This is a genomic window from Pseudomonas sp. Arb-4-2C, assembly GCF_055755015.1.
On sequence record NZ_CM146899.1, the window covers coordinates 2866555 to 2891979 of the forward strand.

Here is a 25425-nt window from a genome sequence, read left to right on the forward strand (position 1 = left end):
TTATTCTTCGGTCAACGCGGAGCCGGCCCGATCGAGCAACGGTTTGAACAGGTAGTTGAGCAGCGAACGTTCGCCAGTGCGCACGAACATCTCCGCCGGCATACCGGGCTTGATCACCAGGCCGTGGAGTTTCTCCATCGCCTGATCACTGACGCTGCTGCGCAGCACGTAGTACGGCACGCCGGTTTTCTCGTCGACCATCTGGTCGGCGGAAATCAGGCTGACCTCACCCGGCACGCGCGGGGTCTTGCTCTGGTTGAACGCGGTAAAGAGGATGTCCACCGGCAAATGCGTGCCGACCTTGTCGATCAGGTTGATCGGCAAATGCCCTTCCACTTCCAGCGTGGTGCCTTGCGGGACAATCTCCAGCAGGGTTTCGCCCTGCCGCACCACAGCGCCTTCGGTGTGCACGCCGAGGTTGACCGCCACGCCGTCGGCGGTAGCGACGATCTCGCTGTGCTGCAGGTCGAAACCGGCCGAAGTCAGTTGCTCGGACAGGGTCACACTTTTGAGCTGCGCGTCGGCCAGTTGCGTGCGCACTTCCTTCTGGTACTCCTCGCCATGCTGTTGCAGCTTCAGGCGCGATTCGAGAATGCCCTGCTCCACACGGCCGCTTTCACCGGTGTTTTCCGCCAGTTGCTGCTGCACTTGCGAGAGCTGACGCTGGTACTCCATCAAGCGGTTGCGCGGGATGTAGCCGTTGTCCGCCAGCGGCTGCAGGTTGCTCAGTTGCTGTTGCAGGGAATCGGCCTGGGCATTGAGGTCGGTGCGTGCGCGACGCATGCCGGCCAGTTGCGACGTGGCGCCTTCGATGCTTGCACGCAGGCCGGCCTGTTCGCGGTAGAACGCTTCGCGGCGGCTGCTGAATAGTTGGCGCTGGCCTTCAAGCACCAGGGCCAGACGCGGATCCGGATCGTTGCTCAGTTCGGCGGGAAAGGTGATCTCTTTGAGGTTGTCGCGCTCGGCCTGCCAGCGCGCGAGGCTGGCCCAGGCCATGCGGTATTGCGCCTGCAGCGATTGTACATCGGCAGCCACTTGCGTCTGGTCGAGACGGAACAGCGGTTGGCCCTGTTTGACGATCTCGCCTTCGCGCACCAGGATCCGGCTGACCACACCACTGCTCATCGATTGCACGGCTTTGCGTTTGCCCGACACCACCACAGTGCCCTGCACCGGAATGCCCTGATCCAGTGGCGCCAGTGCGGCCCAGGTGAAAAAGCTGCCGGCGCCGACGATGGCCAGAATCCAGCCCATGCGTGCGAAAAATTTCGCATCGCGCTCCGGGCGCTCGGTGACATACGCGTGTTCCATGCTCGCTTCGTTTTCAGTATTCATGCTGGCGCTGCTCATACACCCGAATTCCTTGTCGTGGGCTGGTACTGCCGGCTCATGCTGAGCCCGCCGGGTGCCTGCGCAGATTTTTCCCGTTGCTGTTCCTGGGCGCCAGACAGCGCCTTGAGGACTTCCTGACTGGCGCCGAACGCCTGCAAACGCCCGTCGTTGAGCACCAGCAGCTTGTCAGCCTGGGCCAATACCGAAGAGCGATGTGTCACCAGCACCACCGTGGTGCCTTTGGCCTTGAGTTGGGCGATGGCGCTGGCCAATGCCGCTTCACCAACGGTGTCGAGGTTGGAGTTCGGCTCATCGAGCACCACCAGGCTTGGATCGCCATACATCGCGCGGGCCAGGGCCACACGCTGTTTCTGACCGCCAGACAGGCCGCTGCCGTCCTCGCCCAGTTGCGTGTCGTAGCCCTGCGGCAAGCGCAGAATCATTTCGTGTACGCCGGCCTGTTGCGCGGCGGCCACGACTTTTTCCGGATTGGCCTCGCTGAAGCGGGCAATGTTCTCGGCGATGCTGCCGCTGAACAGTTCGATGTCTTGTGGCAGGTAGCCAACATACGGGCCGAGCTCGTCGCGGTTCCAGCGATGGATGTCGGCGCCGTCCAGGCGCACCGTGCCACCGAAGGTCGGCCACACGCCGACCAGCACGCGGGCCAGGGTCGACTTGCCGGAACCGGAGGCACCGAGCACGCCGAGCACTTCGCCGGCGCCGAGATTGAAATTGATCATCTGCAAGGTTGCCGCGCGCTGACCCGGAGGGCCGGCACTGACCTGCTCAAAGGTGATCTGGCCTTTCGGCGCCGGCAACGCCATGGCGTCGTCACTCGGCGGGAACGCCTGCAGCAAGGAGTCCAGACGACGGTAGGCCAGCTTCGCCCCGCTCCACTGTTTCCACACTGCGATCAACTGGTCGATCGGGCTCAGCACGCGGCCCATCAGGATCGAGCCGGCAATCATCATGCCGGCGGTCATGTCGCCCTTGATCACCAACAAGGCACCCAGGCCCAGCACCAGAGATTGCAGGCACAGACGCAGGGTTTTACTGATCGAACTGATCACCGCACCGGTGTCGCTGGCCTGGTTCTGCAGGCCGAGAAACCGCGAGTGCACACCAAACCAGCGCTTGCGCAGCGCACCCAGCATGCCCATGGCCTGAATGGTTTCGGCGTTGTGCAGGTGGCTGGTCGCCAGTTGACTGGATTTCTGCGAGAAACCGGCGGCTTCGCCCAGCGGCTTCTTGGTCATGTATTCGTTGAGGCACGCCAGCGCAATCAGCAACAGCGCACCGGCCGTGGCCAGCACACCCAGCCAGACGTTGAACAGGTAGATGACGAACAGATAGACCGGGAACCACGGCGCATCGAAAAACGCGAACAGCGCTGGCCCGGTGACAAACTGGCGGATGTGGGTCAGGTCGCCCAGCGACTGCCCGGCGTTGCCCTCACCCTTGAACAGGTTGCGCTCGAACGCCGCCTGATAGACCCGCAGGTTGAAGCGGCGCTCCAACTGGCTGCCGATGCGGATCACGATGAAGCTGCGGATCACTTCCAGCATGCCGATGAACGCAAAGAACCCGACCACCATCAAGGACAGCATCGCCAAGGTGGTTTCGTTCTGCGAAGACAGCACGCGGTCGTAGACCTGCAGCATATAAATGGAGGGCACCAGCATCAGCACGTTAATCAGTGCGGTAAAGCACCCGACGCTGATCAGAATGCTTTTATAGTCACCCAAAGCCTTGAATAAGGGAGCGGTGGCTGGGGCCTTCGCCATCTTCATTGATTATTCCTGAAATAATTTCCCCGCCATTCTTTGGCGAGGCGCTTCTATTAATTATCCGTGCGCATGCCGGAATATCGCTTGCAACTTTGCATTGGCACTTCAATCACAACTTCCGTTATACAACCGGTTATTCGTTGTATTGGCGTGACGCTTATAACTGCAACGTGGCACCTTATATTCAACTGTCAGTCGTTGCTGATACTCACGGCTTGTGCGCGTTGCGCTCGAGCGTAATCACCAGGCCCGACTTCAAAGTACTCAGATAAAGCCCGTCACGTTGTCGGCTGAAAAACTGGATTCTTGAACCTTCCTTGCCAGTAATCGACAGGCCGTCCGGGTCGGGAAACCAGCCGATCGGCGTTTGCTCCAGCCACGCCCCCAGGCATTCAGCGCCTTTGCCCAGCGTCTGGTTGGGTTCGAGATCGATCAGACACGTATTCGATGGCTTGTCCTGCAAGGACTGCGCTTGCGGGACGTCGTCAGGTGCGGTCAGAACGGCCTGCCACTGCCCGGCAAAAACCGATGGATCTTCGAGTCTGAGGCTGCTTGCCATGGTTGTTTCTCCAGAAATCGTGATGAACGCCGCCGAAAGCCACGCCATTGCCTTGTAGGTAAAAGCTTTGCAGATCATGAGAAAATTCGCTCCGGCACGTAGCCTTGCCCAGCGGCCAAATGGATGCAAGTAAAGAAAGCGGCGCATCAAGCGCCGCTTTCCTGTTCACATCACGCCACGATGTCGCTGGTGACTGCCTGGCCAACGGTGCTGACCTGGAAGTCCGCCACGCCATGCCCGGAGAAGTCCACCGACAACAGGCTGTTGCCGCCCGACGACGTCAGGATCGCGTCACCGGCTGCACCGGTGAAGCTGTTGACGAAGTGCAGGCCTGCACCGTTGGTGATGGCGCTCAGGTCGATTTTGTCCAGACCGCTGACGAAATCGAGGATCTGATCGATCGCACCCGGCTTGGAGTCGGAACTGGCCGCGAACACAAACGTGTCCGAACCCGAGCCGCCCCACAGTTTGTCCGCACCACCGGCGCCATAGATGATGTCGTTGCCGGCACCGCCTTTCAGCTCGTTGGACGCACTGTTGCCAATCAGCAGGTCATTGCCCGAGCCGCCGATGGCGTTTTCGATGGTGACGCCCTTGGCGATGGACACGTTGCCGATCATGCCGCCAACGTCAGAGAACGAGGCTTCATTGAGGTTGATCTTCTGGTTCTGGGTGAAACCCGAGAAGTCGAAGGTGTCCTTGCCGCCCGCATCCCACACCGAGAACACCAGCTTGTCGCTCGACGACGAGGCGCTGAGGAAATCGCGACCGGCGTTGGAGTTGAAGCCGTAGGTGGTGTCACCGGTACGGGTGTTCATGTTGGCGCCGTAGAGCTTCTGGATGGCAGCGATGTCATCCATCAGCGGGCCAGAGGAATAGGCTTCCACGCCGCCCTTGCTGAAGTTCTGGCTGGTATTGCTTTCGCTCCAGTAACTCATAAGGCTGTAACCGCGGGTGTCTTGCCCGTAGGAAGCATCCTTGTAGGTCGGGTTGCCTTCGCCGGCGTTGTAGTCACCAGGGTGTGACAGGCCCAGGGTGTGACCGATTTCGTGCGTCAGGGTTTGACGTCCGTAGTTGTTCAGCCCCGGGGTTTTGTTGACGTCGTATCCACTGCCGGTCAGGTACCAGGACTGACCGTCATAGCCTGGCTCGGTGCCTGGCAGGAAAGCAAACGCCGCTGCGCCTTCCTGGCCGCCGCTGTAGTTACCGAACGTCATGTGGCCATCGCCGCCGCGGGCAGCTTCGGTGAACGTAACGTTGGCAACATCAGCCCAGGATTGCATGGCAAGCACAGACTGGGCTTTTTGCAGGGCACTGAACTGACTGAAACCGGTGACACCCAGGCCGCTGAAGTTTGCGGTTTTGGCGGTCAGAAAGGTGTAGGTCAGTTCGATCTTGCCGCTGTTGTCGAGATCGTGCCAGGAAGCACCGTCTCGCAACAGTTGTGTGGCGGCTTGATCCACCGAGAAGGAGGGTTTGCCATTGACCGTGAGGTTGCCGCCACGGTCGTACTGATGGCTGAAGCTATTGATCTGGTTCCAGGCGGAGCTGGTTGCAGCCAGAGATTGCACTGCGCCGACAGGCACGAATGTGTCTGCGGTGATATCAATAGCGTTAGCTTTTACTTTCGACATAAACACACTTCCTTGTTTAGCAATGGAACAGTTTTTGTCAGATAGCGACAATCCCTGGCGAGATCGTCCTATCACTCGCCCAATGAAGGCATCAGAAACCTGACACAATTTGAAATCTGTCGTCTAGCGTTTTTTTGAGGTCAAATTGAACTGTTCCGGCAAACTGCCGTAAACAAAGCCTGCGGGGGCGAAAGAATGTTTAAGCGGGTTACGTCGGGTCCAATTGTCTGACGATTTTCTATTTAAATATTAAATATCGGTAAGTTGTTTTTTGTTAGACGCGTCTCACTTTCCTGCACTCTATTAGTGCAATGCCAGTGTATTGATATCAATCAATTAAAGTAATTTCGGACGACTGCATGACTCATGTGGGAGCGAGCCTGTTCGCGAAGTCGTCCGCCCAGACAACAACCTGTTGAATGGCTGAACGCTTCGCGAGCAGGCTCGCTCCCACGGGTTTTGTGTGTGTTGAAAATTTCAGCTGCCGGTCCGGATCTTGTTCCACACCCGCGTACGAATCCGGTCGATGTTTAGCGGCATCGCTTCCAGCGCAAACAGCTTGCCCATCATCTCCGGGCTCGGGTAGACCTTGGTGTCGCCCTTGATCGCCGGGTCGATCAGGCCGTCAGCCTGCTGATTGCCGTTGGCGTAGTGCACGTAATTGCTGACGCCGGCCATCACGTCTGGGCGCAACAGATAGTTCATGAACGCGTAACCGGCCTTCTCGTCCGGCGCATCGGCCGGCATGGCGACCATGTCGAACCAGATCGCCGCACCCTCCTTGGGAATCGCGTAACCGATGTCGATGCCGTTCTTCGCTTCCTTGGCGCGGTTTTCCGCCTGCAGGATGTCGCCGGAAAAACCGACAGCGACGCAGATATCACCGTTGGCCAGATCGCTGGTGTACTTCGAGGAGTGGAAGTAGCTGACATACGGCCGCACTTTCATCAGCAGCGCCTCAGCCTTCTTGTAGTCCTCGGGGTTCTTGCTGTGTGGCGGCAAGCCCAGATAATTGAGCGCCGCCGGCAGCAGTTCCGGGCCATTGTCGAGGATGGCTACGCCGCACTTCTGCAGTTTCTCCATGTATTCGGGCTTGAAGATCAGGTCCCACGAGTCCACCGGGGCGTTGTCACCCAGCACCGCTTTGACTTTGGCGATGTTGTAGCCGATCCCGGTGCTGCCCCACAGGTACGGGAAGCCGTGCTCGTTGTTCGGGTCGTTGACCTGCAAAGCCTTGAGCAACACCGGGTTGAGGTTCTTCCAGTTCGGCAACTGGCTCTTGTCGAGCTTCTTCAACGCCCCGCCCTGGATCTGTCGGGCCATGAAGTGGTTGGACGGGAACACCACGTCGTAACCGGATTTGCCGGTCATCAACTTGCCGTCGAGGGTTTCGTTGCTGTCGTAGACGTCATAGGTGACGCCGATGCCGATGTCTTTCTCGAAGTTTTTCGTGGTGTCCGGCGCGATGTAGTCTGACCAGTTGTAAATCTTCACCGTATCCGCGGCCTGAGCAAGGGAGACGGCGAACATCAAGGGTGCCAGTGCGAGGGTCTTTCGGATCATGGGTCGATTCCTGTGTGGGCTGTTTTTTTTGTTGGCAGGCAATCAAAGGATCAAAGGATCAAAGGATCAAAGCGTCAGAAAATCAGGACGTAGGTCTTGCGCACGGTCTCCTGGATGTCCCAGATGCCGAGCGTGTTGGCCGGCAACATCAATGCGTCGCCACCTTGTATGTGCAGGGTTTCGCCGCCGTTGTCCGGGGTGAACGTGCAACGGCCGGAGATGAAGTGACAGAACTCCTGCGCGGTGATCTGCCGGCGCCAGCGCCCCGGGGTGCATTCCCAGACGCCGGTTTCGACGCCGTCGTCGCGCTCGACACTGGTGGTCGAGGCAATGGCGACCGGCTCGCCGAGTGGCACGGCCACCGGGCTGGATTCGTCCAGTTGCAGGGTGGCGGTGTTCTTGAACTGTGTAATGCTCATGGTGGGACCTGTCTTTTGAAGAAAACGGCGGTTAGTGCATGAAACCTTCCATGAAGCCCGCCACCTGACTGGCAAGCTTGCGCCGCCACGGTGCGGTGGCCGGGTTGGCCAGGGTCTGGTCTTCATGGACGAAGCTTTTGATGATCGCGTTGTAGCCAAGCCAGCGACACGGCTCCGGCTCCCAGGCGCGCAGCGCATGAATACCGCCGTCCGGCAGCACCCACGGCTGCTGAACCAGCTCGGTATCGCGCTCCAGAATCAGATCGGCCAGTGTGCGACCGCCCAGGTTGCTGGCACCTACACCCTCCCCGCCATAACCACCGGACAACGCAATACCGTTGGCGCGATCGCAGAGCATGTGCGGCTTGAAGTGCCGGGACATGCCGAGGTTGCCGCCCCAGGCGTGCGTGATCTGCACGTTTTTCAGTTGTGGGAACAGTTCGCCGAACAGATAGCGGCGCAGTTCTACTTCATCGCGGGTCAGATCGAAGTTGTGGCGCAGCTTGCCGGCAAACTGATAACCACCGCGGGCACCGAAGATCAGGCGATTGTCGGCACTGCGCTGGCCATAGGTGACCTGACGGCTGAACTCGCTGAAGGCCTGGCCACGGTTGAGGCCGATTTCATCCCAGGTGGCGGCCGACAGTGGCTCAGTGGCAACAATCAGGCTTTGCACCGGTAACTGATAGCGACCCAACGGCGGCAGCGTGACTGAATAGCCTTCGACAGCGGGCACGATCCAGCGACTGCGCACGCGGGCCTTGGCCGTGCGCAAACTGCCGGACTGCCAGTGCGTGACCGGGCTGTTTTCGTAGATTTTCACGCCCATGTTCTGCACGGTACGCGCCAGACTGCGCACCAGCTTCGCCGGATGAATGGTCGCCACGTGCGGCGCGTAGATCCCGCCATAGGGCTTGGCGACGCGAATCTGCTGCGCCAGTTGCTCGGGGCTCAGCCAGCGGTAATCGTCTTCGGTCAGGCCTTGGGCGTGCAATTTGTCGAGGTATTCGCGCAGGCTGGCTTCCTGCTCCGGGTAGCGGGCGGCGCAGTACAGCACTCCACCTTTGCGGTAATCGCAGTCGATACCCTCACGTTCGAGAACGACTTCCACCTCATCGGGAATGCCGTGCAGCAGATCAAACGAAGCACGACGCTGCTGCGGCGAGAGCCCGGCGAGCAGGCGATCCTCGCCCAGCAAATTGCCCATCAGCCAGCCGCCATTGCGCCCGGAGGCACCAAAACCGGCGATCTGCGCCTCGACGATGGCAATATCCAGCCCCGGCGCGAGTTTTTTCAGGTAGTACGCGGTCCACAGCCCCGTGTAACCGGCGCCGATGATCGCCACGTCGACATCCAGATCCTGTTCCAGCGCCGGCCGCGCGGTGAGCGGCTCGTCGAGTTGATCCATCCACAAACTGATAGTGCGCCACGCCGGCATGCAAGACTCCGCCACTGAAAACTTCGATGGCGTCGATCCTAGTGCGTGACTTCAGCGGATGTCTTGCGCGCGTGCCCGCAAAGAAATTTGTTTGGCGTAGGCCTTGGGTGACTGGCCGGTGTGCTGGCGGAAACAGCTGTAGAACGCCGACAGCGAGTTGAATCCCGCCGCGAATGCCAGCTCGTCGATGCGTAGGGGCGGCGTGGCGAGGTCCAGCGACTTGAGCAAATGTTGCAGGCGGGCCTGGTTGACGTAGCGGTAGAAGCTCTGGCCCAACACCTGATTGAGCAAGTAGGAAATCTGATTGCGGCTGTACCCGCACTCCTTCGCCACCCGTTGCAGGTCCAGCTCCGGATCGAGGTACGGCTGCTGCCGCTCGAAGTATTGCTGCAGGTCTTCAGCCATGAAGCTCAACTGGCGGGGTGATAACCCCAGGCGACTGACTGCCGGGCGCTGACTGGGAGCGGCGGCTCCCTGGGTTTGCGCGCGCACCAGTGAGGCGTACTCGTTGACCCGCCAGATCAAACCGTCCTTGACCGTTATGGCCTCACTGGAACGGAAAGACACCAGCCCGTCGCCACCGCGCAGGGTCACTTCGTACTGAATGAACGCCGTGTTGCCGTCTACGCGGATCCGGTCGCAATGCTCCAGCGCTTCGTCGGATTCTCGCGGCATGCTGACGCGCACGTACTCGCGCAACTCGTCGAGGCCGAGCACGCGGTTCTGAAAGAAATCGTTGTACTGGACGTGCGGGTGATACAACGCCATGACGCTGTCCAGATCGCGGTGTTTCCAGCTCAGGTGATAGCGCATGACCGTGGCGGCCGTGGCCGGGGTCTGTTCGGGGCCGTCATCGTCGGCGTGCATAAAGGGCTCGGCGCAAAAGAACCGAGCTTGCCCAAGTTCGGCATCTCGATCAACGGCTAAACCATGCTGGCCTTTTGGCGATGACGGGCACGGGCGTGACTTACATCAAAAAATGCGCAGCAATCGCAAAATGAACTGAAAAATCTCACGGAAAATTCACATCCGGATGCTACTTTTAACGTCACTGACCGGTTGAGCCAATGAAGGCTCTTCCCACCTAGCATGAGCAAAAGGAAGCGCTCGATGATGAAGGCGGGCTACACATGAATAAAGGTTCCAGTAAAGTCACGTTCCCCAACGCGTGCCAGTTGATGCGCTGGCACTTTCACCCCATGGGTTTCGAAGCGACGATGGATGCGCCGGGCAGCATGATTGCCCGTCTGTTCGATCGTGCCAGCGGTGAAACCATGATCGCCATTGCCGGCATTCCTTGTGCCACGGTGATGAACGCGGCCGATGTCGAACGAATTATCGAAGCCGTGGAAGACGAACTGGAGGCTTTCATTCCTCCAGAGTCTCTCAAGAGTTACGCATAAGCTGTTGTTTTATATGAAAAAGCCCGCCAATGATGGCGGGCTTTTTTGTGCGTGACAGTTACGCGACTGGCACTTTGACGCGGTGATCGGCAAAGAACGCCTTGCCTTGGACAACCCTGTCAGACGCCCTCGGCATGTTCACCGCCTGGGCGTCCTGCGGCTCGACGTACCAATAACAATGGCTGACCGCCCGGGTAATCCCAACGTAGGCCAGGCGCAGAATTTCGTCCTTTTGCGCGGTGTCGTACGGCTCGTTGTCGCCAGCCTTGCCCAGGCCGGCCATGCGGTACACCTGATTCTTGTAAGGCGAACTGGTCAAGTGCTGGCAGTCGCCGAGCAGGAACACGGCATCCGCCTGCAGGCCTTTGGCGCTGTGGTAAGTCAGCTGTTTCAGGCGCCGCGCTTCGTACGGCAAGTTTGAATCAACATTAAGAACAGGCTGAATATGTTGTTCTATCAATGACTTATCGCTACTTTTTCGATAAAGCATCAAGATTGAATCGCCGCGATTGTAGTGCTCGGCGAGGCGTTGCCCCATGGCCTGATCATCGCGTTCCAGCACGTTTACCGGTTGCACCGGCCTGGCTGCACCGCTGGCCTTGGCTTTCTTGCCGGGGATCGCCGGCGCGGCGCGCACAATGTGTTCGGCCGCATCGATGATGTACTGATGGCTGCGGTAGTTATCGCTGAGCATCACCCGCGTGGTGCTCGGTGACGGGAATTCCTTGTTGAACTCCATGAAGTAACTCGGCGAACTGCCACGCCAGCCGTAGATCGACTGCCAGTCGTCACCCACACACAGCAACGACGAGCGCTGGGCACCCCGCCCGACGTGCATGGCCGGTCCGCGACTACGGATTTCCCCGAGACTGGCCCGGATCCACGAGACGATCTGTGGCGAGACGTCTTGAAATTCGTCGATCATCAAATGCGCCATGGGCCGCAGCAATTCGTCGCCCAACAGCTTGAGGTTCTCCGGCGAATGCTCGCTGAACAGGGCAAACATCCGGTTGTAAGTCATCACCGGCGGTTTCTGATCGAGCAGATGATCCTCCAGCGCACGCCAGAACAGACTCAGCGCCTCAAAGAAGAACCGGTCCGGGTCGTCCTTGGCAAAACTCATGCGCCCGACCGCCTCCGGCACATCCAGCCCGAGGTTTTCGATGAAACCTGCCGCCGTGACAAAACAATCCAGCAATGGCGCCGACGCCAGCTCGCCCTTGACCTTGTAATCGAAGCCTGGACCGGCGCTGGCGTCAGCCGCCAGCGTCGCCAGAACCCGCTTTGAGGATTCGTAATTATCTATCCAAATCAATGGCTTACGACAGAAAGCTTGAAACAGTGTGCGCTTTACCGCCCACTCGGCGCGCACACTGAGCTTGGCATTGGGCCGGCAAATCTGCGGGTTTTCCCGGGGATCGAAGCCGAGTACCACCCAGGCATCAAGGCTGGGAATGTAGCCATGGCAATGAAAGGTCGAACCGTTGATCTCGAAGGTCTGCCGGTTCGGCTCAATGCCTTTGATCGGCCACGCTGCGGCGCGAAACCACAAGTCTTCGATGGCGTCGCACAGTTCTTCATCGCGTTTGGCTGCCAATTCGGTCACCGCCATGCGCTTTTGCACATCCGGGTGATCGCGCTCCAGCTCCCTGAGCTGCAAACCAGCCTTGGCCAACGGTTGAATCAACTGGCGGAAACGCTCGTCTTCATTAAACAAGCGGTGATAGCAGGCATTGAGTTGCCGACGCTGAGCGTCGTTGATCCGCAGATCGAAGGGGCTGCTGTCGACCTTTTCGTCAGCGCCTTGTGGCCGATCATTGAGGTTCTCGAATGCTTGCAAGCGCTCGAATCCCGGCAGGCTGCGAACCATCGGCAAAATTCGCGAGTGGAAGGTGCGCACCAGTTCCCGCGCCTGCTTGAGGCTCAACGTCTGGCCCCAGAGCGCGAACAACTCGATCAGCTTGTTGATGAAGTCCTTGCGCGACTCGCGGGTGAAGGTCACCACCGTCATCGAATCCAGCTCAAAACCCAGGTAGTGCGTGAGCAACAGAATGCGCAGCACCAGCGTCGTCGACTTGCCAGCACCGGCACCGGCGATCACGGACGTTGAAGGTGTATCACTGAAGATCATTTTCCATTGCGCAGCACTTGGCTGGGCATGCTCGGGCAAAAGGCGTGCAACATCGGCCTTCATGCGCTTCTTCAGCTCGGCACTGAGTGGCAGACGCCAGTCGTCGAACAGATAGTTATCGACGCTCGGCGGACGATGCTCGGTGCTGCGACTGTCACGGATCAACAGGACCTGCCGGCCTTCCTCCAGACCTTCGAGTTTGCCTTCTTTGAAACCGTACTCGACACCAGCGGTATGGCCACTGCGAAAACCGTCGGCCTGGCCATGCAGCCATGAAGCGCGGTGCTGCGCGCGTAAACGAGTCAGGCCATGGCCGAAGAAGCGCGCGGCCAGACGCTTGAACCAAGGCATGTCGGCCAGGGGACGGAGTTCGGGAGGAAGATCGGGAGTGTGTTGCGCCACGCTGAGGGACTCCAGTGTGTGAGGCTGTTGGGGCTATGGTGGCGGTATTTGCCAATGAGTTCTAGCTAAATGCTTACAGGTCATTGGTTTAGGCGATGAACTGAAAGTCGGATGAGATCGTTTCGAACCGGTTTTTCATCAGTGGATTCGATGAGAATGCCGCACTTTTTACGCTTTTTCTCGATTGTTGACTGATGGATGATGCCCCTCATTAACCGACGGTCTCGCTTCGTGGCTCAGGCGCTGCGCCCCATGACGAGCCTTTTGAGGAGACGATCATGCTTGAACTCAGACCTTTCAACACGCTGGGCGGCGCTCATCACGGCTGGCTGGACGCCCATCACCACTTTTCGTTCGCCGAGTACTACGATCCGCAGCGCATGAACTGGGGCAATCTGCGGGTGTGGAACGATGACGTGATTGCCGCTGGCACTGGCTTCCCGCAGCACCCGCACCGTGACATGGAAATCATCACTTACGTGCGTGAAGGTGCAATTACTCACCAGGACAATCTTGGCAACAAGGGCCGCACCGAGGCTGGTGATGTGCAGGTCATGAGCGCTGGTTCGGGTATCGCGCACAGCGAGTACAACCTGGAAGCACACGAAACCCGGATTTTTCAGATCTGGATTCTGCCGACTGAAACTGGCGCGCCGCCATCCTGGGGTGCAAAACCATTTCCAAAAGGTCAGCGCGAAGGTTTTGTAACGCTTGCCAGCGGCAAGGACGGCGACGACCAGAGCCTGCGAATTCGCGCCGATGCACGATTGGTGGCGGCGAATATCAAGGCTGGCGAAACGGCGGAGTATCGTCTGGATGCGGGGCGACGGGCGTATCTGGTACCGGCTACCGGAGTGATTGAAGTCAACGGCTTGCGCGCGCAAGCTCGAGACGGTGTAGCGGTGGCGCATGAGCAAGTGCTGACAGTGACCGCGATTGAGGACAGCGAGATCGTATTGGTGGATCTGGCTTAAGTTGCGGGCATGAAAAAGGGGTGATCCATTGGATCACCCCTTTTTTAACATTGACCTTGCCGACCTTGTGGCGAGGTAATTGCCACTATTTCGTGGAAATAGCGCCATCCACCAGGGTCTGCGCTTCGGCCACCAGTTGCTTGAGGTGGTCGTCGCCAATGAAGCTTTCGGCGTAAATTTTGTAGATGTCTTCGGTGCCCGAAGGACGCGCAGCGAACCAGCCGTTTTCGGTCATCACTTTCAAGCCGCCAATGGCCTGATCGTTGCCCGGGGCATGGCTGAGAATGCTCTGAATCTTCTCGCCTGCCAGTTCGGTCGATGTCACTTGCGCCGGCGACAGCTTGCTCAGCAGGGCCTTCTGCTCCGGGTTGGCCTTGGCATCAACGCGTACCGAGAACGGTTCGCCCAGTTCATCGGTCAGTGCGCGATAAGCCTGGCTTGGATCACGGCCGGTGCGGGCGGTCATTTCGGCCGCCAGCAGAGCTGGAATCAAACCGTCCTTGTCGGTGCTCCACACGCCGCCGTCCTTGCGCAGGAACGACGCACCCGCACTCTCCTCACCGCCGAAACCCAGCGAACCGTCGAACAGGCCATCGGCAAACCATTTGAAGCCGACCGGCACTTCGTACAGACGACGTCCCAGACGTTTGGCCACGCGATCGATCAGGCCGCTGCTGACCACGGTTTTACCCACGGCAGCATCGACGCGCCATTGTGGGCGGTTCTGGAACAGATAGTCGATGGACACCGCAAGGTAGTTGTTCGGTGCCAGCAGACCGCCCGAAGGAGTAACGATGCCGTGGCGGTCGTGGTCCGGATCGCAGGCGAAAGCCACGTCGAAACGTTCCTTGAGGCCGATCAAACCTTGCATGGCATGGCTTGACGATGGGTCCATACGAATCTGACCGTCCCAATCGACCGTCATGAAGCGGAAGGTCGAATCGACCTGTTTATTCACCACTTCCAGATCAAGACGGTAGTGCTCGGCAATGGCCGACCAGTAGCGCACCCCTGCTCCACCCAGTGGATCGACACCCAGACGCAGTTTGGCATCACGGATGGCATCGAAGTCGATCACGTTGATCAGGTCAGCAACGTAAGTGTTGAGGTAGTCGTGACGGTGGGTGGTGCTGGCCTTGAGCGCCTGCTCGTAGCTGACGCGCTTGACGCCGGCCAGTTTTTTGGCGAGCAGTTCGTTGGCCTTGGCTTCGATCCACTTGGTGATGTGGGTGTCGGCCGGGCCGCCATTGGTAGGGTTGTATTTGTAGCCACCGCTTTGCGGCGGGTTGTGCGACGGCGTGATGACGATGCCATCGGCCAGCCCCGAGGTGCGGCCACGGTTGTAGCAGAGGATCGCGTGCGAGATCGCCGGCGTCGGTGTGTACTCGTCACCTTCGGCGATCATCACGGTCACGCCATTGGCTGCCAGCACTTCCAGTGCGCTCGCCCCGGCCGGGGTCGACAGCGCATGGGTATCGATGCCGACGAACAGCGGGCCAGTGATGCCCTGTGCCTCGCGATACAAGCAGATCGCCTGGCTGATCGCCAGAACGTGCCACTCATTGAAACTCAAGTCGAAGGAGCTGCCGCGGTGCCCGGACGTACCAAACGCCACGCGTTGGGTGGAAATCGAAGCATCCGGTTGGCCGGTGTAATAAGCCGTTACCAGTCGCGGGATATCGACCAACAATTCTGCCGGTGCCGGTTTGCCCGCAAAAGGACTGATAGTCATGCAAAACCTCTGAGATAGAGTGGTCCAGGAAATACAGCGCAGTTTACTGGCAGTTTGACCGCAGCGCGACGGGATCTATCCGACAGATTTCAACGTTCATTCCAGAGGCGCCAAGCGCAACGCATCCCCCAGCATTCCGATGATCCCGACCAGGCCGTGTTCACCCTGCTCCAGCAGGCTCAAACGCAGATGATGGCCGTGTAATCCCTGCAGGCTGAACAGTTCACCCGGCGCAATCAGGACCTGCTGCCTGAGCATGCGCTGAAACACATCGCGCATGTCCACCGGACGCACTGAACGCACCCAGACAGTCGCCCCGCCTTGCGGTTCGACAACCTGCAACGCATCGCCCAAGCGTTCGCGCAGCAAGTGGATCATTGGCGTTCGTCGCTCCTTCAGAAGCCGACGAAGTACCTGCAGGTGCTGGTCGATCCGACCATTTCGGTACAGTCGGGCGATAGCCTTCTGGCGGATGGGCGACAGTCGGAATGATCGCATCAGAAAATGCCGCAGCATCTCGCTCTTCCATTGTCGCGACAAGACGAAGCCGTAAGGCGCTTCGATACCAATGATTTTCTCGAATGTGGAGAAGACCAACAGCCGGTCGGGATCGAGCCGATCACGCAAGCGCTCGCCATCCATTGTTTCGCCAAGTTCGCCGTAACAATCGTTCTCCAGAACCCAGGTGCCATGCTCGCGCAGCAGTCTGGCGATGGTGATGCGGTTATCCGCCGGAACCTGCGTACCGCGCGGCATGCACAAGCCCGAAGACAGCAGCACCAGCCGCACATTCCCGGTATTGAGCTGTGTTTCCAGCCATTGCGGCTCCAGGCCGCCGCAGGCCTGCAACGGCAGCTCGATCACGCGCACCTCTGCAGCCTGCAGCAACCGCAGTATCACCCAGTCGCAGGGCGACTCGACCAGAACGGTTGCGTGCCTGAGTTGTAGAACGGCAACCAGGATTTCCAGTACCCCACGCAAGTCCGCACCGATGTAGACATCTTCGGCGTGCCAGCATTGGCTCGGCGAGGTGGTGTAACGGGCCGCCAGTACGGTGCGCAATTCCAGTTCACCGCAGGGCTGATCGAGCAACGATGGCTGGCGCGGGTACTGACGCAACAATTCGCGCTCCAACAGCAGCAAGGGGCTGTCCAGCGATTGCACCGAAACCGGATCTTCGGCGCTCAGTAAGCGCATCCCCGGGCGCCGCGCATTGACGTAGACCGTTTCGAGCAGATCATTGCCAACGGCTGGGGGCGTCAACCCTACAACGGCCCGGACGTAGTAGCCGGACTTGGCAACCGAGTAGATCCGCCCTTCCTTCTCCAGCAACGAATAAGCGTATTGGATGGTCGAGATCGATACGTTCAGACGATCTGCCAACTGACGCAACGAAGGCAGTCTGAGATTGCCGTCGCCGGCCGGCTCCGCCATCAATCGCATCAGGTAGCGATAGACAGCCTGGTAAGCAAAACCCGGTTCCCCTGCAGCTTTCATGAACCGGCTACCGTGGATAGAGATGCACCGAAGGATCGATCACTCACCTCAACGTTCCGCTGACCGATCACCCAGGCCGGCATTCAGGCCATCGAGACCCGCCGTGTCGAGTGCAGGTTCCAATGCGCGCGCGGCAGTCCCACACATTGGCAAGGGTTCCATGGAATAGAGTCGGCTTATCAGTCTGACCGGCAACCCACTGACATCCACCATCCATTGCAGCACTTGTTCCGGACCGTGCAGCCCTTGCATGGCTCGATGCAAATCGGGCATTGCCACCAGCATGCCGGGATGACAGCTGCGCAGGAATCGTTCGAGACCGGCTCCCCGCTCAATGAATGGCGTGAACAACAGGCAGACCGATTGCGCTTCATTCAAGCCGTAAGTTCTGTACAGACTGCTCGCCGCTTGCTCGCGCAGGTCATCAAGCGCCTGCAGATGGCCGAACCTTGTGATCATTTGTTCGCAGGCCGGCTCCGGCAACTGTTTGTGCTGCATCTGCGCCAATGTGCGCTGGACATGTTCCGAAAAGCCGCTTTCATAGCTGCGGCCGTCAATGAATTCTGCCGTCAGGCCACACAAATGAGCCTCGATCAGAGGGTCTGCGTACTCCCCCATTCCTTGACTGAACGCCCACTCCTCTGACTGAAACCCAAGGAACTCGCTGAGCAACGGCCAGCGTTCTTCCAGTTTGCCCACCACCATGTCATGGATGTCGACGAATGTTGTCCGGCGGCAGGACTCGAATCCGTCTTCGGGGCGCCAGCACAGCCGCTCGGATTCGCTGTAGAAGCCGCGATACAAGTCACCTCCCAGTCCGTCAAGCAAGGCGAACAATTCATCGAAAGTTCCGGCATTGGCCGCCAGCGCACCGATTCCGGCTTTCAGTACGGCACGGTCCAGACTGTCGATGAATTGCTTTTGGCGATGCAGTGACTCGCTGGCAACCCATGCATCGACACCATTGCCCCAGCGGGCAATCTGGCCGTAAAAACCGGCCCATGCCAGGCAGGCGTCATCCCACAACACAAAGGCCTCGTCCCTCGCCCGGCGGTGCCCCATCATCAGAACGTCGGTGCGGTTGGCATCAGTGTTCTCCTTGTCGAGAGGAGCCAGGTGATTGAACGGCAGTACCTGACGATGATCCACCATCAGCAACTCGACCCTGGGATCGTCGTAAAGGAACAGCGCACCGAAGCTGCGGTGCAGATTGTCCAGCGTCGCCGGTCCCATTCCACTCCAGCGCAGCGTGGCGACACGTAAATGGAAAGTAGCGGGCGCCCGACCGGCAATACTCAGTTGCGCGGCTCGCAACAATGCCAGCGTATAGCAACTGTCACGAGTGCCGGACGGTGTCACCATTACCTTGTAGTCACCGATGCGTTCCATTCCGCCGGCGGCGACCACCAGCCGCTGAATCAGCAACTGCAGCGCTGTGCGCTCGGCTCTGGAAAAAAAACTCAGCAATCGTTGCAATACTTGCTGGTAGACATAATTCATTGCCTGATCATGGATCGTGCTCATCAGTACTTTACCCGGCGTAAAAAATTCATATCGCGCTCCAGCGGTGAGGCAGGCGCAATAAATTCATCAATAAGTAATAGACGATCAAATACTAACACTTATGTTTTTGAAGTCATTTGAAACACATGGCACAAAGAAGCTGACAGCTCCGCCCACAATATCTCCGCATCCATCTGTTTTTATTGATATTTTTCTTCTATAAAAATATCTGAGGAAACTTCTTACAACGTCCCACGAACATTGAGTACAAGAAAAGCAGAACGTAAATAGGAAACCCCCTACAACCCTTAAACAGAAATAGGTGTTCCGCTCATTGAAGCTTTCTTTAAACAGCGCTAGAAAAACAGAATGCACAGACATGGCTCATTCCTTGAGATGAAAGTAATCATTCAATTATCAGGGCTTACAAGACGATTAGAAGATACAGATAGCGGGCAAAAACCGGTTCAGATACACAAAAGCCAGGCGCCGGGCCTGGCATGTATCGTCATTTGCAGGGAGTACAACGCAAGAGTCCGTGGGGCCACGGACTCTGATCGGAAGGAGTTACGCGGGTTCGACCTGGAGGGCAACCCGTTCGCGGCACGGGCATTCGTCCATGTAGCGGTGTGCTTCAACGAACTCACTGAACGGGAAGACCCGCGTCTTGAGTGGCAGTAACACGCGGTCAGCGGTCAGCTGGTTGATGTCTCGCAATGCGCGTTGCACCGCGACATGGTCCTGAGTAATGCCCAGCTCGGGCTTGCCGGTGAAATTGCCGATGCAGTGCACGAAGAACTGAATGTTCTTCTGAAACGCCGCGCAGGCCGGAAACGGTGTCTGGTTGCCGCCCTGCAGGCCATACAGGACCAGGCTGCCACGCGGTGCGAGCACATCGCCGAGCAACGACATCTGCGGGCCGCCAAGACCGTCGAACACCACGTCGACGCCGCGGTTGTCAGTGATCTTGTTGATTCGCATCAACAGGTCTTCTTCCTCGGTGACGATGACTTTCTCGGCGCCCAGGGACAAAAGGTACTCACGCTCGTCGGCAGTCTTGGTCGCCGCAATCACCCGTACACCCAGCGCCTTGCCTAACTGCACGAAGGACGGACCGGCGCAGTGGCTGGCATCAGTGACCAGGGCAAACTGCCCCGGTTTGACCCGCGCCAGATCGGCGTAGGCAAAATAGGCGATCAACAGCGGTGTGTAATGCACGCTGGCTTCGATCGGGCTGAGCACATCCGGATAACGGGTCACCGCTGTACGTGGCAGAACAATCTGCTCACCGTACACCGGATAGTCGTTCGGGCTCTGGGCCGGAAAACTGGCGACTTTGTCGCCAACCGACAGATCGTCGATGCCTTCGCCGACGGCAGTCACCACACCGGCCATTTCATGGCCGAGGCCAGAAGGCAGACGTGCCTGGGACGACGCCAGGTTCTGACGCCAGAGTATGTCGTACCAGCTGATGCCGATCGCTTCGACACGCACCTGCACTTCGCCAGGACCTGGCTGAGCGGCCGCATGCTCTTCGCATTTGAGCACCTCGGCCGGACCAAACTTGTGAAAACGGATCGTGCGGGACATCGCAAACCTCGTCAAAGTAACCTCTAATGCCCTGAACTCTATCTGGGCTTTTGACCCAAGACTATCAGTGGCTATTAATAGTCGACATGCCTGTCATTGATTCCGCAGTATGGACCGCATGGGCAAAATCGATGAAAAAAATGCTGCCACCGACCCGGCAAACCTGAATTTAGCGGTGCAGAGTACCAGCCTTTCCCCGTAATATTCATGCCGGCCATTGTTCTCATATGGCCGCTCTCGTCAAGCTTGATGACTCTGCCAGGACTCCAGATGAATCGTAATGACCTGCGTCGTGTCGACCTGAACCTGCTGATCGTGTTCGAAACATTGATGCACGAACGCAGTGTGACCCGCGCCGCCGAAAAGCTTTTTCTCGGTCAGCCGGCGATCAGTGCGGCGCTCTCGCGCCTGCGCAGCCTGTTCGATGACCCCCTGTTCGTGCGCACCGGACGCAGCATGGAACCGTCCGCCCGCGCGGTGGAAATCTTCGCCCTGCTCTCGCCTGCCCTCGACTCCATTTCCACAGCAGTCAGCCGTGCGGCAGAGTTCGACCCGGCCACCAGCACCTCGGTGTTCCGCATCGGCCTGTCCGATGACGTCGAATTCGCCCTGCTGCCGATGCTGCTCAAACGCCTTCGCGCCGAATCACCGGGGATCGTGCTGGTGGTGCGCCGCGTCAACTACATATTGATGCCGGGCCTGCTGGCTTCGGGCGAAATCTCCATCGGCGTCAGCTATACCACCGACCTGCCGGCCAACGCCAAGCGAAAGGTCTTGCGCCGCAGCCAGCCGAAACTGTTGCGCGCCGACACCGTACCGGGCCCGCTGAGCCTGGACGACTATTGCGCGCGTCCGCATGCGCTGGTGTCGTTCGCTGGCGACCTGAGTGGCTTTATTGATGAAGAACTGGAGAAACTCGGCCGCAAGCGGCACGTAGTGCTGGCCGTGCCGCAGTTCAATGGCTTGAGCACCTTGCTCGCGGGCACTGACATCGTCGCGACCGTGCCGGACTACACCGCCGACGCATTGACGGCTGCGGGTGGCGTACGCGCGGAAGATCCGCCGTTGCCGACGCGCACGTTTGAGCTGCACATGGCGTGGCGCGGGTCGCAGGATAACGATCCGGGCGAGCGTTGGTTGCGGTCGCGGATTCAGATGTTTTTTGGCGATCCAGACAGTCTTGAGCTGCCTGCGCATTAAGCAGGCTGCAAAGAGAGACAGGCCAAGCATTCGAACTAAAAATCCCCCCAGCGGCGAATCTTCCCGCTCAAACTCAAGCCACGGGCCGGCTGTTGCGATACATCGACAGGCAGTAAAACGACAGCGCCGCTGCCGCCAACGTACCGCCAACCACCCCGATGTAAGCAAAGCCGAACTGGCTGCCCACCCAGCTGCCCACCAGTGCCCCACCGCCGATGCCGATGTTGTAGATGCCTGAAAACAGTGCCATCGCTACATCGGTGGCATCCGGCGCCAGCACCAGGACTTTCGACTGCAATGCCAGCCCGAAGCCCATGATCGCCATGCCCCAGAACACACTCAGTACGCCGAGGTACGAGACGTTGCCACTCAAAGGCAACAGCAAAGCCAGGCACAGGGCGAGCACCGATACGCAGATGATCAGAAAGCGCTGCGGGTTATAGCTGTGCAGGTAGCTGAACAGCAGCGAGCCGAAAATACCGGCGCCACCGAATAACAGCAGGAGTAGCGTCACCACATCGCCGCTCATGTTGGCCACCGTCAGTACGAACGGTTCGATGTAGCTGTAGGCGGTGAACTGTGAAGTCACGACCAACGCCGTCAGAACATAAATCGCCACCAGCGCAGGTCGTTTCAACAACACCGGCAGACTTTTAAGCGAACCCGAATTCTGGCTGGGCAGCAACGGCAGAACCTTCGCCAGGCAGAACACCAGCGCCGCCGCAAAGCCTGCAATCACGATGAACGTGGTGCGCCAGCCCATGGCCTCGCCCAACAAGCGGCCGAGGGGAATCCCCAGCACCATCGCCAGCGAAGTACCGGTTGCCAGCAAGCCCAGGGCTTGAACCTGCTTGCCCGGGGGCGCCAGGCGCACGGCCAGAGACGCGGTGATTGACCAGAACAGCGCATGCGACAACGCCACGCCAATCCGGCTCACCAGCAACACACCGAAGCTGGTCGCCAGACTCGACAGGATGTGGCTGGCGATAAACATCCCGAACAGCACAATCAGCAGTCGTCGTCGTTCGACGTTGCGCGTCAGCAGCATGATCGGCAATGACGTCAGCGACACCACCCACGCATAGATGGTCAGCATCAGGCCGACCTGCGCCGTCGACATGTCGAAGCTGCTGCCGATCGAACTCAGCAGACCCACAGGTACAAATTCGGTGGTATTGAACACAAATGCAGCCAGTGCCAGTGCAATCACCGCGTACCAGTTGCCGTTGTTTGTCGCCGTAGAATCACTCATTTAAACGTCGTTTTACTCTTCGATGATCGCGCGCACTCGATCTGTGTCCATCAGTGGGTGTATTGTAACGTTCTGCGCTGGCGCAACGTTAAGCGGTTGCAGGGGTGCTTCACAACCAGCGACGAAAGATTCGACTGCCTTTTTCATTGGCCTGCATAGCCTTTGACGCGCATGCAATCATTCGTCAGGTCGATCTGTTTTTCCGCAATAACGATCCCGTCCCCTACGGCACTGCCCATGCCGTGGGTTTTGTCGTTTGCAGCAGGGGTTGAGTGATAGCTGGCAGTTGCCGCTTTGGCCTGGTACTGGCACTCAGCTTTATCGTGCTGGATTTCAGCCGCGCCTGCGCCCGGCCTGGACCAGTCATGAACTGAGGTCACACAGGCACTCAACAACGTAGCAAGCAACGCAATAGCCAATAACTTCATGGTGTGTACCGCCGATAAATTAAAACTCGCAATGCGCCTGGATGACTGGCATTGCCGGGATGGAAATCACTTGCAGACGAACGTCACATGGGTCACTTCATTCACTGGATCGAGCGGCACGCGCGATTGCACATCGAACACATCGACCTGCTTGCCGAGCGATGCGCACTTTTTCTCGGCGCCGTTCAGAGCCAGCCGACGGGCCTCGGAGTGAGTGTGTCGGGACTGCAGTGTTTTGGCCGCAACCTGGTACTCGTAAGGGCCGAGTTTCAGGTCGTGGGACTGCCAGACATAGTTGCCGACCAATGCAATGGCGCTCAGCGCGATAATCATATTGAGCTTCATGGCAAGTATCGGACGCTGGACATTTCATTCTTCATCACGCTCACCCTGCGGGGTCAACAACGCTTCAATCCTGTCATCCGAAGATTCGATGACGCTTGGTGCGGCGTGCCGTGCCGATCAACGCCACTGCACGTCGCCTTGGGGTAATGATTGGGCAGTTGCATATCGAGGTGAAGAAAAACGAAGTATCTTTCAGTCTCCATTAGAAATACTTAACGAGAGTGGCGACCATGCAACTCGACGCAAAACAGATGCAGGCGTTCCTCGCCGTGGTCGACAGCGGCAGTTTCGAGAAGGCTGCGGAACGTCTCAACGTAACGCCGTCGGCGGTGTCGCAACGCATACACGCGCTTGAAGTGCGTCTGGGCAGCTCGGTGGTTGTGCGCGGGCGCCCGTGCGAGCCGACTCAGGCGGGAAGGAAACTGATGCTCTATCTGCGCCGTGCAACCGTGCTCGAAGAGGAACTGCTGAACGATCTGACCGGCGATGAACACGATCACCTGCGCGTGGTGATTGCGGTCAATGGCGACACGCTGGCGACCTGGTTCTTCCCGGCACTGGCCGAGATATTCGTCAGCGAGAATATTCTGCTCGACGTCGTGGTCGACGATCAGGACCACACCTATGCCCTGCTGGAAAGTGGCCAGGTCATCGGTTGCATTGGCACGCGCTCCCAGCCCATGCGCGGCTGTTTTGCTGAGTTGCTGGGCTCGATGCGTTACCAATGGGTGGCATCGCCCTCGTTTCAGCAGCGCTGGTTTGCCAAGGGCCTGAGCCGCACGGCTGCGCGCAAGGCGCCAGTATTTGCCTATTCGCGCAAGGACACCTTGCAGTCGGATTTCATGCAATCGCGCTTCGGTCTGACCGCCGACGCTTACCCCACGCACTACCTGTCACTTCCAGAGGCGCGCCTGAAAGCCATACGCCGTGGCCTCGGCTACGGGATGGTGCCGCATATGCAGGTCAGTGATTTGCTGAAAAGCCGCGACCTGGTGGATGTCGCGCCGGGGCATTTCACGGATGTAGAGCTTTATTGGCACGCCTGGGAACTGCAATCACCGCGCATGGAAACGCTCTCCGAGCGCGCGGTACATGCCGCGCGGCGTATTTTGAGCAGCAAGGGGCCGGTAAAACGCTCGACCATGCCGAGGAAGTAGTTGCGTGGCGGATTCAAGTGCTTACTGGCGATTCCGCACAGCCCTGCGCAAAACTGTGTCGGCAAATCTACAGCCATCATGATGGCAAAGTGATAATGACAAATCCGGCAATAAAGTTTAACTTACCGCCGCCCCGACCGATGGAGGGTCGGGCAATCGCACTCAGTTAAGGAAAACGATGGCAATGGTCTATTGTCGTGCTTGCGCCAAGGAGCTACACGAAACGGCGCTCACCTGCCCCCAATGCGGGGCTGCCCAACAGGCCACCGTGCCGCAAACGCAAGCCGAAATACCCTGGCTGGCCATCGTTTCGTTGATCCTCGGAATTATCAGCGCACTCACCCTGTTTGATGATTCCGAATGGGACAGGGACTCGATTGTCGGTGTGGGCATCCTCAGCCTTGCGGGCCTCACTTGCGGCATCGTCTGTATCAACCAACACCACCCAGGAAGAAACCTCGCGATCGCCGGCATCATTTTGTCAGGCCTTGCCGCGTTCGTTTTGTCCTGTCTATCGATTTGAATAATTTTAGGGAAAGAATATGAGCATGGTTTTCTGCCGCGGTTGCGCCAAGGAAATTAGTAGTCTGGCCGTGGCATGCCCACAGTGCGGCGCGCCTCAGGCAACTCAACAGACTCAACAGACTTATGCAAGCGGCCCCGCCATCACGACGGGTAACCCATACATGGAAGCGCTGAAGAACTACGCAGAATTCAAAGGCCGCGCGACTCGCCGCGAGTACTGGATGTTCGTGCTGATCAACCTGGGTATCTGCATTGTCATGGGCGTTCTCGATGCCATGCTCAATACCAAGGGCGTCCTTTACAACCTCTACAGCCTGGCGATGTTGCTGCCGAGCATTGCCGTCGGCGCTCGCCGCATGCATGACACCGACCGCAGTGGCTGGTGGTTGCTGTTGCCAATCGTCAACCTGGTATTTCTGGTGCAAGACAGCCAGCCAGGTCCAAACCGTTTCGGGCCGAACCGTAAAGGTATCAACTGAGTCAGCCTGTAACTGTTGATCGAGACGGCCTTCATGGCCGTCTCTTTGTTTGTGCTACCCACCGCTGAAAAGGCC

Annotated in this window: 22 protein-coding genes; 6 read left to right on the forward strand and 16 right to left on the reverse strand. The window is 58.6% G+C overall.

Going from position 1 to position 25425, the window contains the following annotated elements:
- From AC0J41_RS12785 to AC0J41_RS12820, 8 genes are all read right to left on the reverse strand, one after another.
- A complete protein-coding gene (locus tag AC0J41_RS12785; protein ID WP_473015818.1) occupies positions 1-1350 on the reverse strand; it encodes an HlyD family type I secretion periplasmic adaptor subunit in 1350 nt (449 codons plus the stop codon).
- Positions 1347-3122, reverse strand: coding sequence for a type I secretion system permease/ATPase (locus tag AC0J41_RS12790; RefSeq protein ID WP_025109628.1), 1776 nt, complete (start codon positions 3120-3122; stop codon positions 1347-1349). The genes AC0J41_RS12785 and AC0J41_RS12790 overlap by 4 nt, the downstream gene beginning before the upstream one ends.
- Positions 3123-3327: 205 nt before the next feature.
- Positions 3328-3756: an AprI/Inh family metalloprotease inhibitor gene (locus tag AC0J41_RS12795; RefSeq protein ID WP_473015997.1), complete on the reverse strand. Its 429-nt coding sequence runs from the start codon at positions 3754-3756 to the stop codon at positions 3328-3330.
- A 92-nt stretch (positions 3757-3848) separates the two neighbouring features.
- Complete coding sequence (locus tag AC0J41_RS12800) at positions 3849-5312, reverse strand: serralysin family metalloprotease (RefSeq protein WP_025109626.1); 1464 nt, start codon at positions 5310-5312, stop codon at positions 3849-3851.
- A 477-nt stretch (positions 5313-5789) separates the two neighbouring features.
- A complete protein-coding gene (locus AC0J41_RS12805) occupies positions 5790-6875 on the reverse strand; it encodes a polyamine ABC transporter substrate-binding protein (RefSeq protein ID WP_473015819.1) in 1086 nt (361 codons plus the stop codon).
- 74 nt (positions 6876-6949) lie between these two features.
- The gene (locus AC0J41_RS12810) at positions 6950-7294 is read right to left on the reverse strand and encodes a cupin domain-containing protein (RefSeq protein ID WP_473015820.1); all 345 of its coding nucleotides are present in this window, start codon (positions 7292-7294) and stop codon (positions 6950-6952) included.
- Between the two features lie 31 nt (positions 7295-7325).
- Positions 7326-8732 (reverse strand): NAD(P)/FAD-dependent oxidoreductase, encoded by a 1407-nt coding sequence (locus AC0J41_RS12815; protein ID WP_473015821.1) that lies wholly within the window; start codon positions 8730-8732, stop codon positions 7326-7328.
- A 51-nt stretch (positions 8733-8783) separates the two neighbouring features.
- Positions 8784-9599, reverse strand: a complete 816-nt coding sequence (locus AC0J41_RS12820; protein WP_025109622.1) for a helix-turn-helix domain-containing protein — start codon at positions 9597-9599, stop codon at positions 8784-8786.
- A gap of 263 nt (positions 9600-9862) precedes the next feature.
- On the opposite strand from AC0J41_RS12820, the gene AC0J41_RS12825 reads away from it, so the two are divergent.
- On the forward strand, positions 9863-10135 hold the full coding sequence (locus AC0J41_RS12825) for a DUF1652 domain-containing protein (protein ID WP_025109621.1): 273 nt from the start codon (positions 9863-9865) through the stop codon (positions 10133-10135).
- A 58-nt stretch (positions 10136-10193) separates the two neighbouring features.
- On the opposite strand, the gene AC0J41_RS12830 is transcribed toward AC0J41_RS12825, so the two are convergent.
- A complete protein-coding gene (locus AC0J41_RS12830; RefSeq protein WP_473015822.1) occupies positions 10194-12668 on the reverse strand; it encodes a UvrD-helicase domain-containing protein in 2475 nt (824 codons plus the stop codon).
- A gap of 278 nt (positions 12669-12946) precedes the next feature.
- Between AC0J41_RS12830 and AC0J41_RS12835 the strand changes: the two genes are divergently transcribed.
- A complete protein-coding gene (locus tag AC0J41_RS12835) occupies positions 12947-13642 on the forward strand; it encodes a pirin family protein (protein WP_473015823.1) in 696 nt (231 codons plus the stop codon).
- A gap of 85 nt (positions 13643-13727) precedes the next feature.
- Here AC0J41_RS12835 and pgm read toward each other — a convergent pair whose 3' ends face one another.
- The 4 genes from pgm to AC0J41_RS12855 form a co-directional block, all read right to left on the reverse strand.
- Positions 13728-15374 (reverse strand): phosphoglucomutase (alpha-D-glucose-1,6-bisphosphate-dependent), encoded by a 1647-nt coding sequence (pgm, locus tag AC0J41_RS12840; protein WP_473015824.1) that lies wholly within the window; start codon positions 15372-15374, stop codon positions 13728-13730.
- A gap of 96 nt (positions 15375-15470) precedes the next feature.
- On the reverse strand, positions 15471-16871 hold the full coding sequence (locus tag AC0J41_RS12845; RefSeq protein ID WP_473015825.1) for an aminotransferase-like domain-containing protein: 1401 nt from the start codon (positions 16869-16871) through the stop codon (positions 15471-15473).
- 48 nt (positions 16872-16919) lie between these two features.
- Complete coding sequence (locus AC0J41_RS12850; protein WP_473015826.1) at positions 16920-18395, reverse strand: hypothetical protein; 1476 nt, start codon at positions 18393-18395, stop codon at positions 16920-16922.
- Between the two features lie 546 nt (positions 18396-18941).
- Positions 18942-19964 carry a zinc-dependent alcohol dehydrogenase family protein gene (locus AC0J41_RS12855; RefSeq protein WP_025109615.1) on the reverse strand — a complete coding sequence of 341 codons (1023 nt, stop codon included), beginning with the start codon at positions 19962-19964 and terminating at the stop codon, positions 18942-18944.
- Positions 19965-20234: 270 nt separating this feature from the next.
- Here AC0J41_RS12855 and AC0J41_RS12860 point away from each other — a divergent pair, with 270 nt between their 5' ends.
- Positions 20235-21164 (forward strand): LysR family transcriptional regulator, encoded by a 930-nt coding sequence (locus tag AC0J41_RS12860; protein ID WP_025109614.1) that lies wholly within the window; start codon positions 20235-20237, stop codon positions 21162-21164.
- Between the two features lie 73 nt (positions 21165-21237).
- Here AC0J41_RS12860 and AC0J41_RS12865 read toward each other — a convergent pair whose 3' ends face one another.
- The 3 genes from AC0J41_RS12865 to AC0J41_RS12875 all read right to left on the reverse strand — a co-directional run bounded on the left by AC0J41_RS12865 (position 21238) and on the right by AC0J41_RS12875 (position 23177).
- Positions 21238-22416: a sugar transporter gene (locus AC0J41_RS12865; RefSeq protein ID WP_473015827.1), complete on the reverse strand. Its 1179-nt coding sequence runs from the start codon at positions 22414-22416 to the stop codon at positions 21238-21240.
- Between the two features lie 143 nt (positions 22417-22559).
- Positions 22560-22844 (reverse strand): hypothetical protein, encoded by a 285-nt coding sequence (locus tag AC0J41_RS12870; protein ID WP_025109612.1) that lies wholly within the window; start codon positions 22842-22844, stop codon positions 22560-22562.
- A gap of 66 nt (positions 22845-22910) precedes the next feature.
- Entirely contained in the window at positions 22911-23177 is a 267-nt protein-coding gene (locus AC0J41_RS12875; RefSeq protein WP_473015828.1) for a hypothetical protein, read from the reverse strand.
- A gap of 242 nt (positions 23178-23419) precedes the next feature.
- Between AC0J41_RS12875 and AC0J41_RS12880 the strand changes: the two genes are divergently transcribed.
- The 3 genes from AC0J41_RS12880 to AC0J41_RS12890 all read left to right on the forward strand — a co-directional run bounded on the left by AC0J41_RS12880 (position 23420) and on the right by AC0J41_RS12890 (position 25350).
- Positions 23420-24346, forward strand: coding sequence for an HTH-type transcriptional regulator ArgP (locus AC0J41_RS12880; RefSeq protein ID WP_473015829.1), 927 nt, complete (start codon positions 23420-23422; stop codon positions 24344-24346).
- 178 nt (positions 24347-24524) lie between these two features.
- Positions 24525-24869, forward strand: a complete 345-nt coding sequence (locus AC0J41_RS12885) for a hypothetical protein (protein WP_025109609.1) — start codon at positions 24525-24527, stop codon at positions 24867-24869.
- A gap of 19 nt (positions 24870-24888) precedes the next feature.
- Positions 24889-25350 carry a DUF805 domain-containing protein gene (locus tag AC0J41_RS12890; RefSeq protein ID WP_473015830.1) on the forward strand — a complete coding sequence of 154 codons (462 nt, stop codon included), beginning with the start codon at positions 24889-24891 and terminating at the stop codon, positions 25348-25350.
- Positions 25351-25425: the final 75 nt, after the last annotated feature.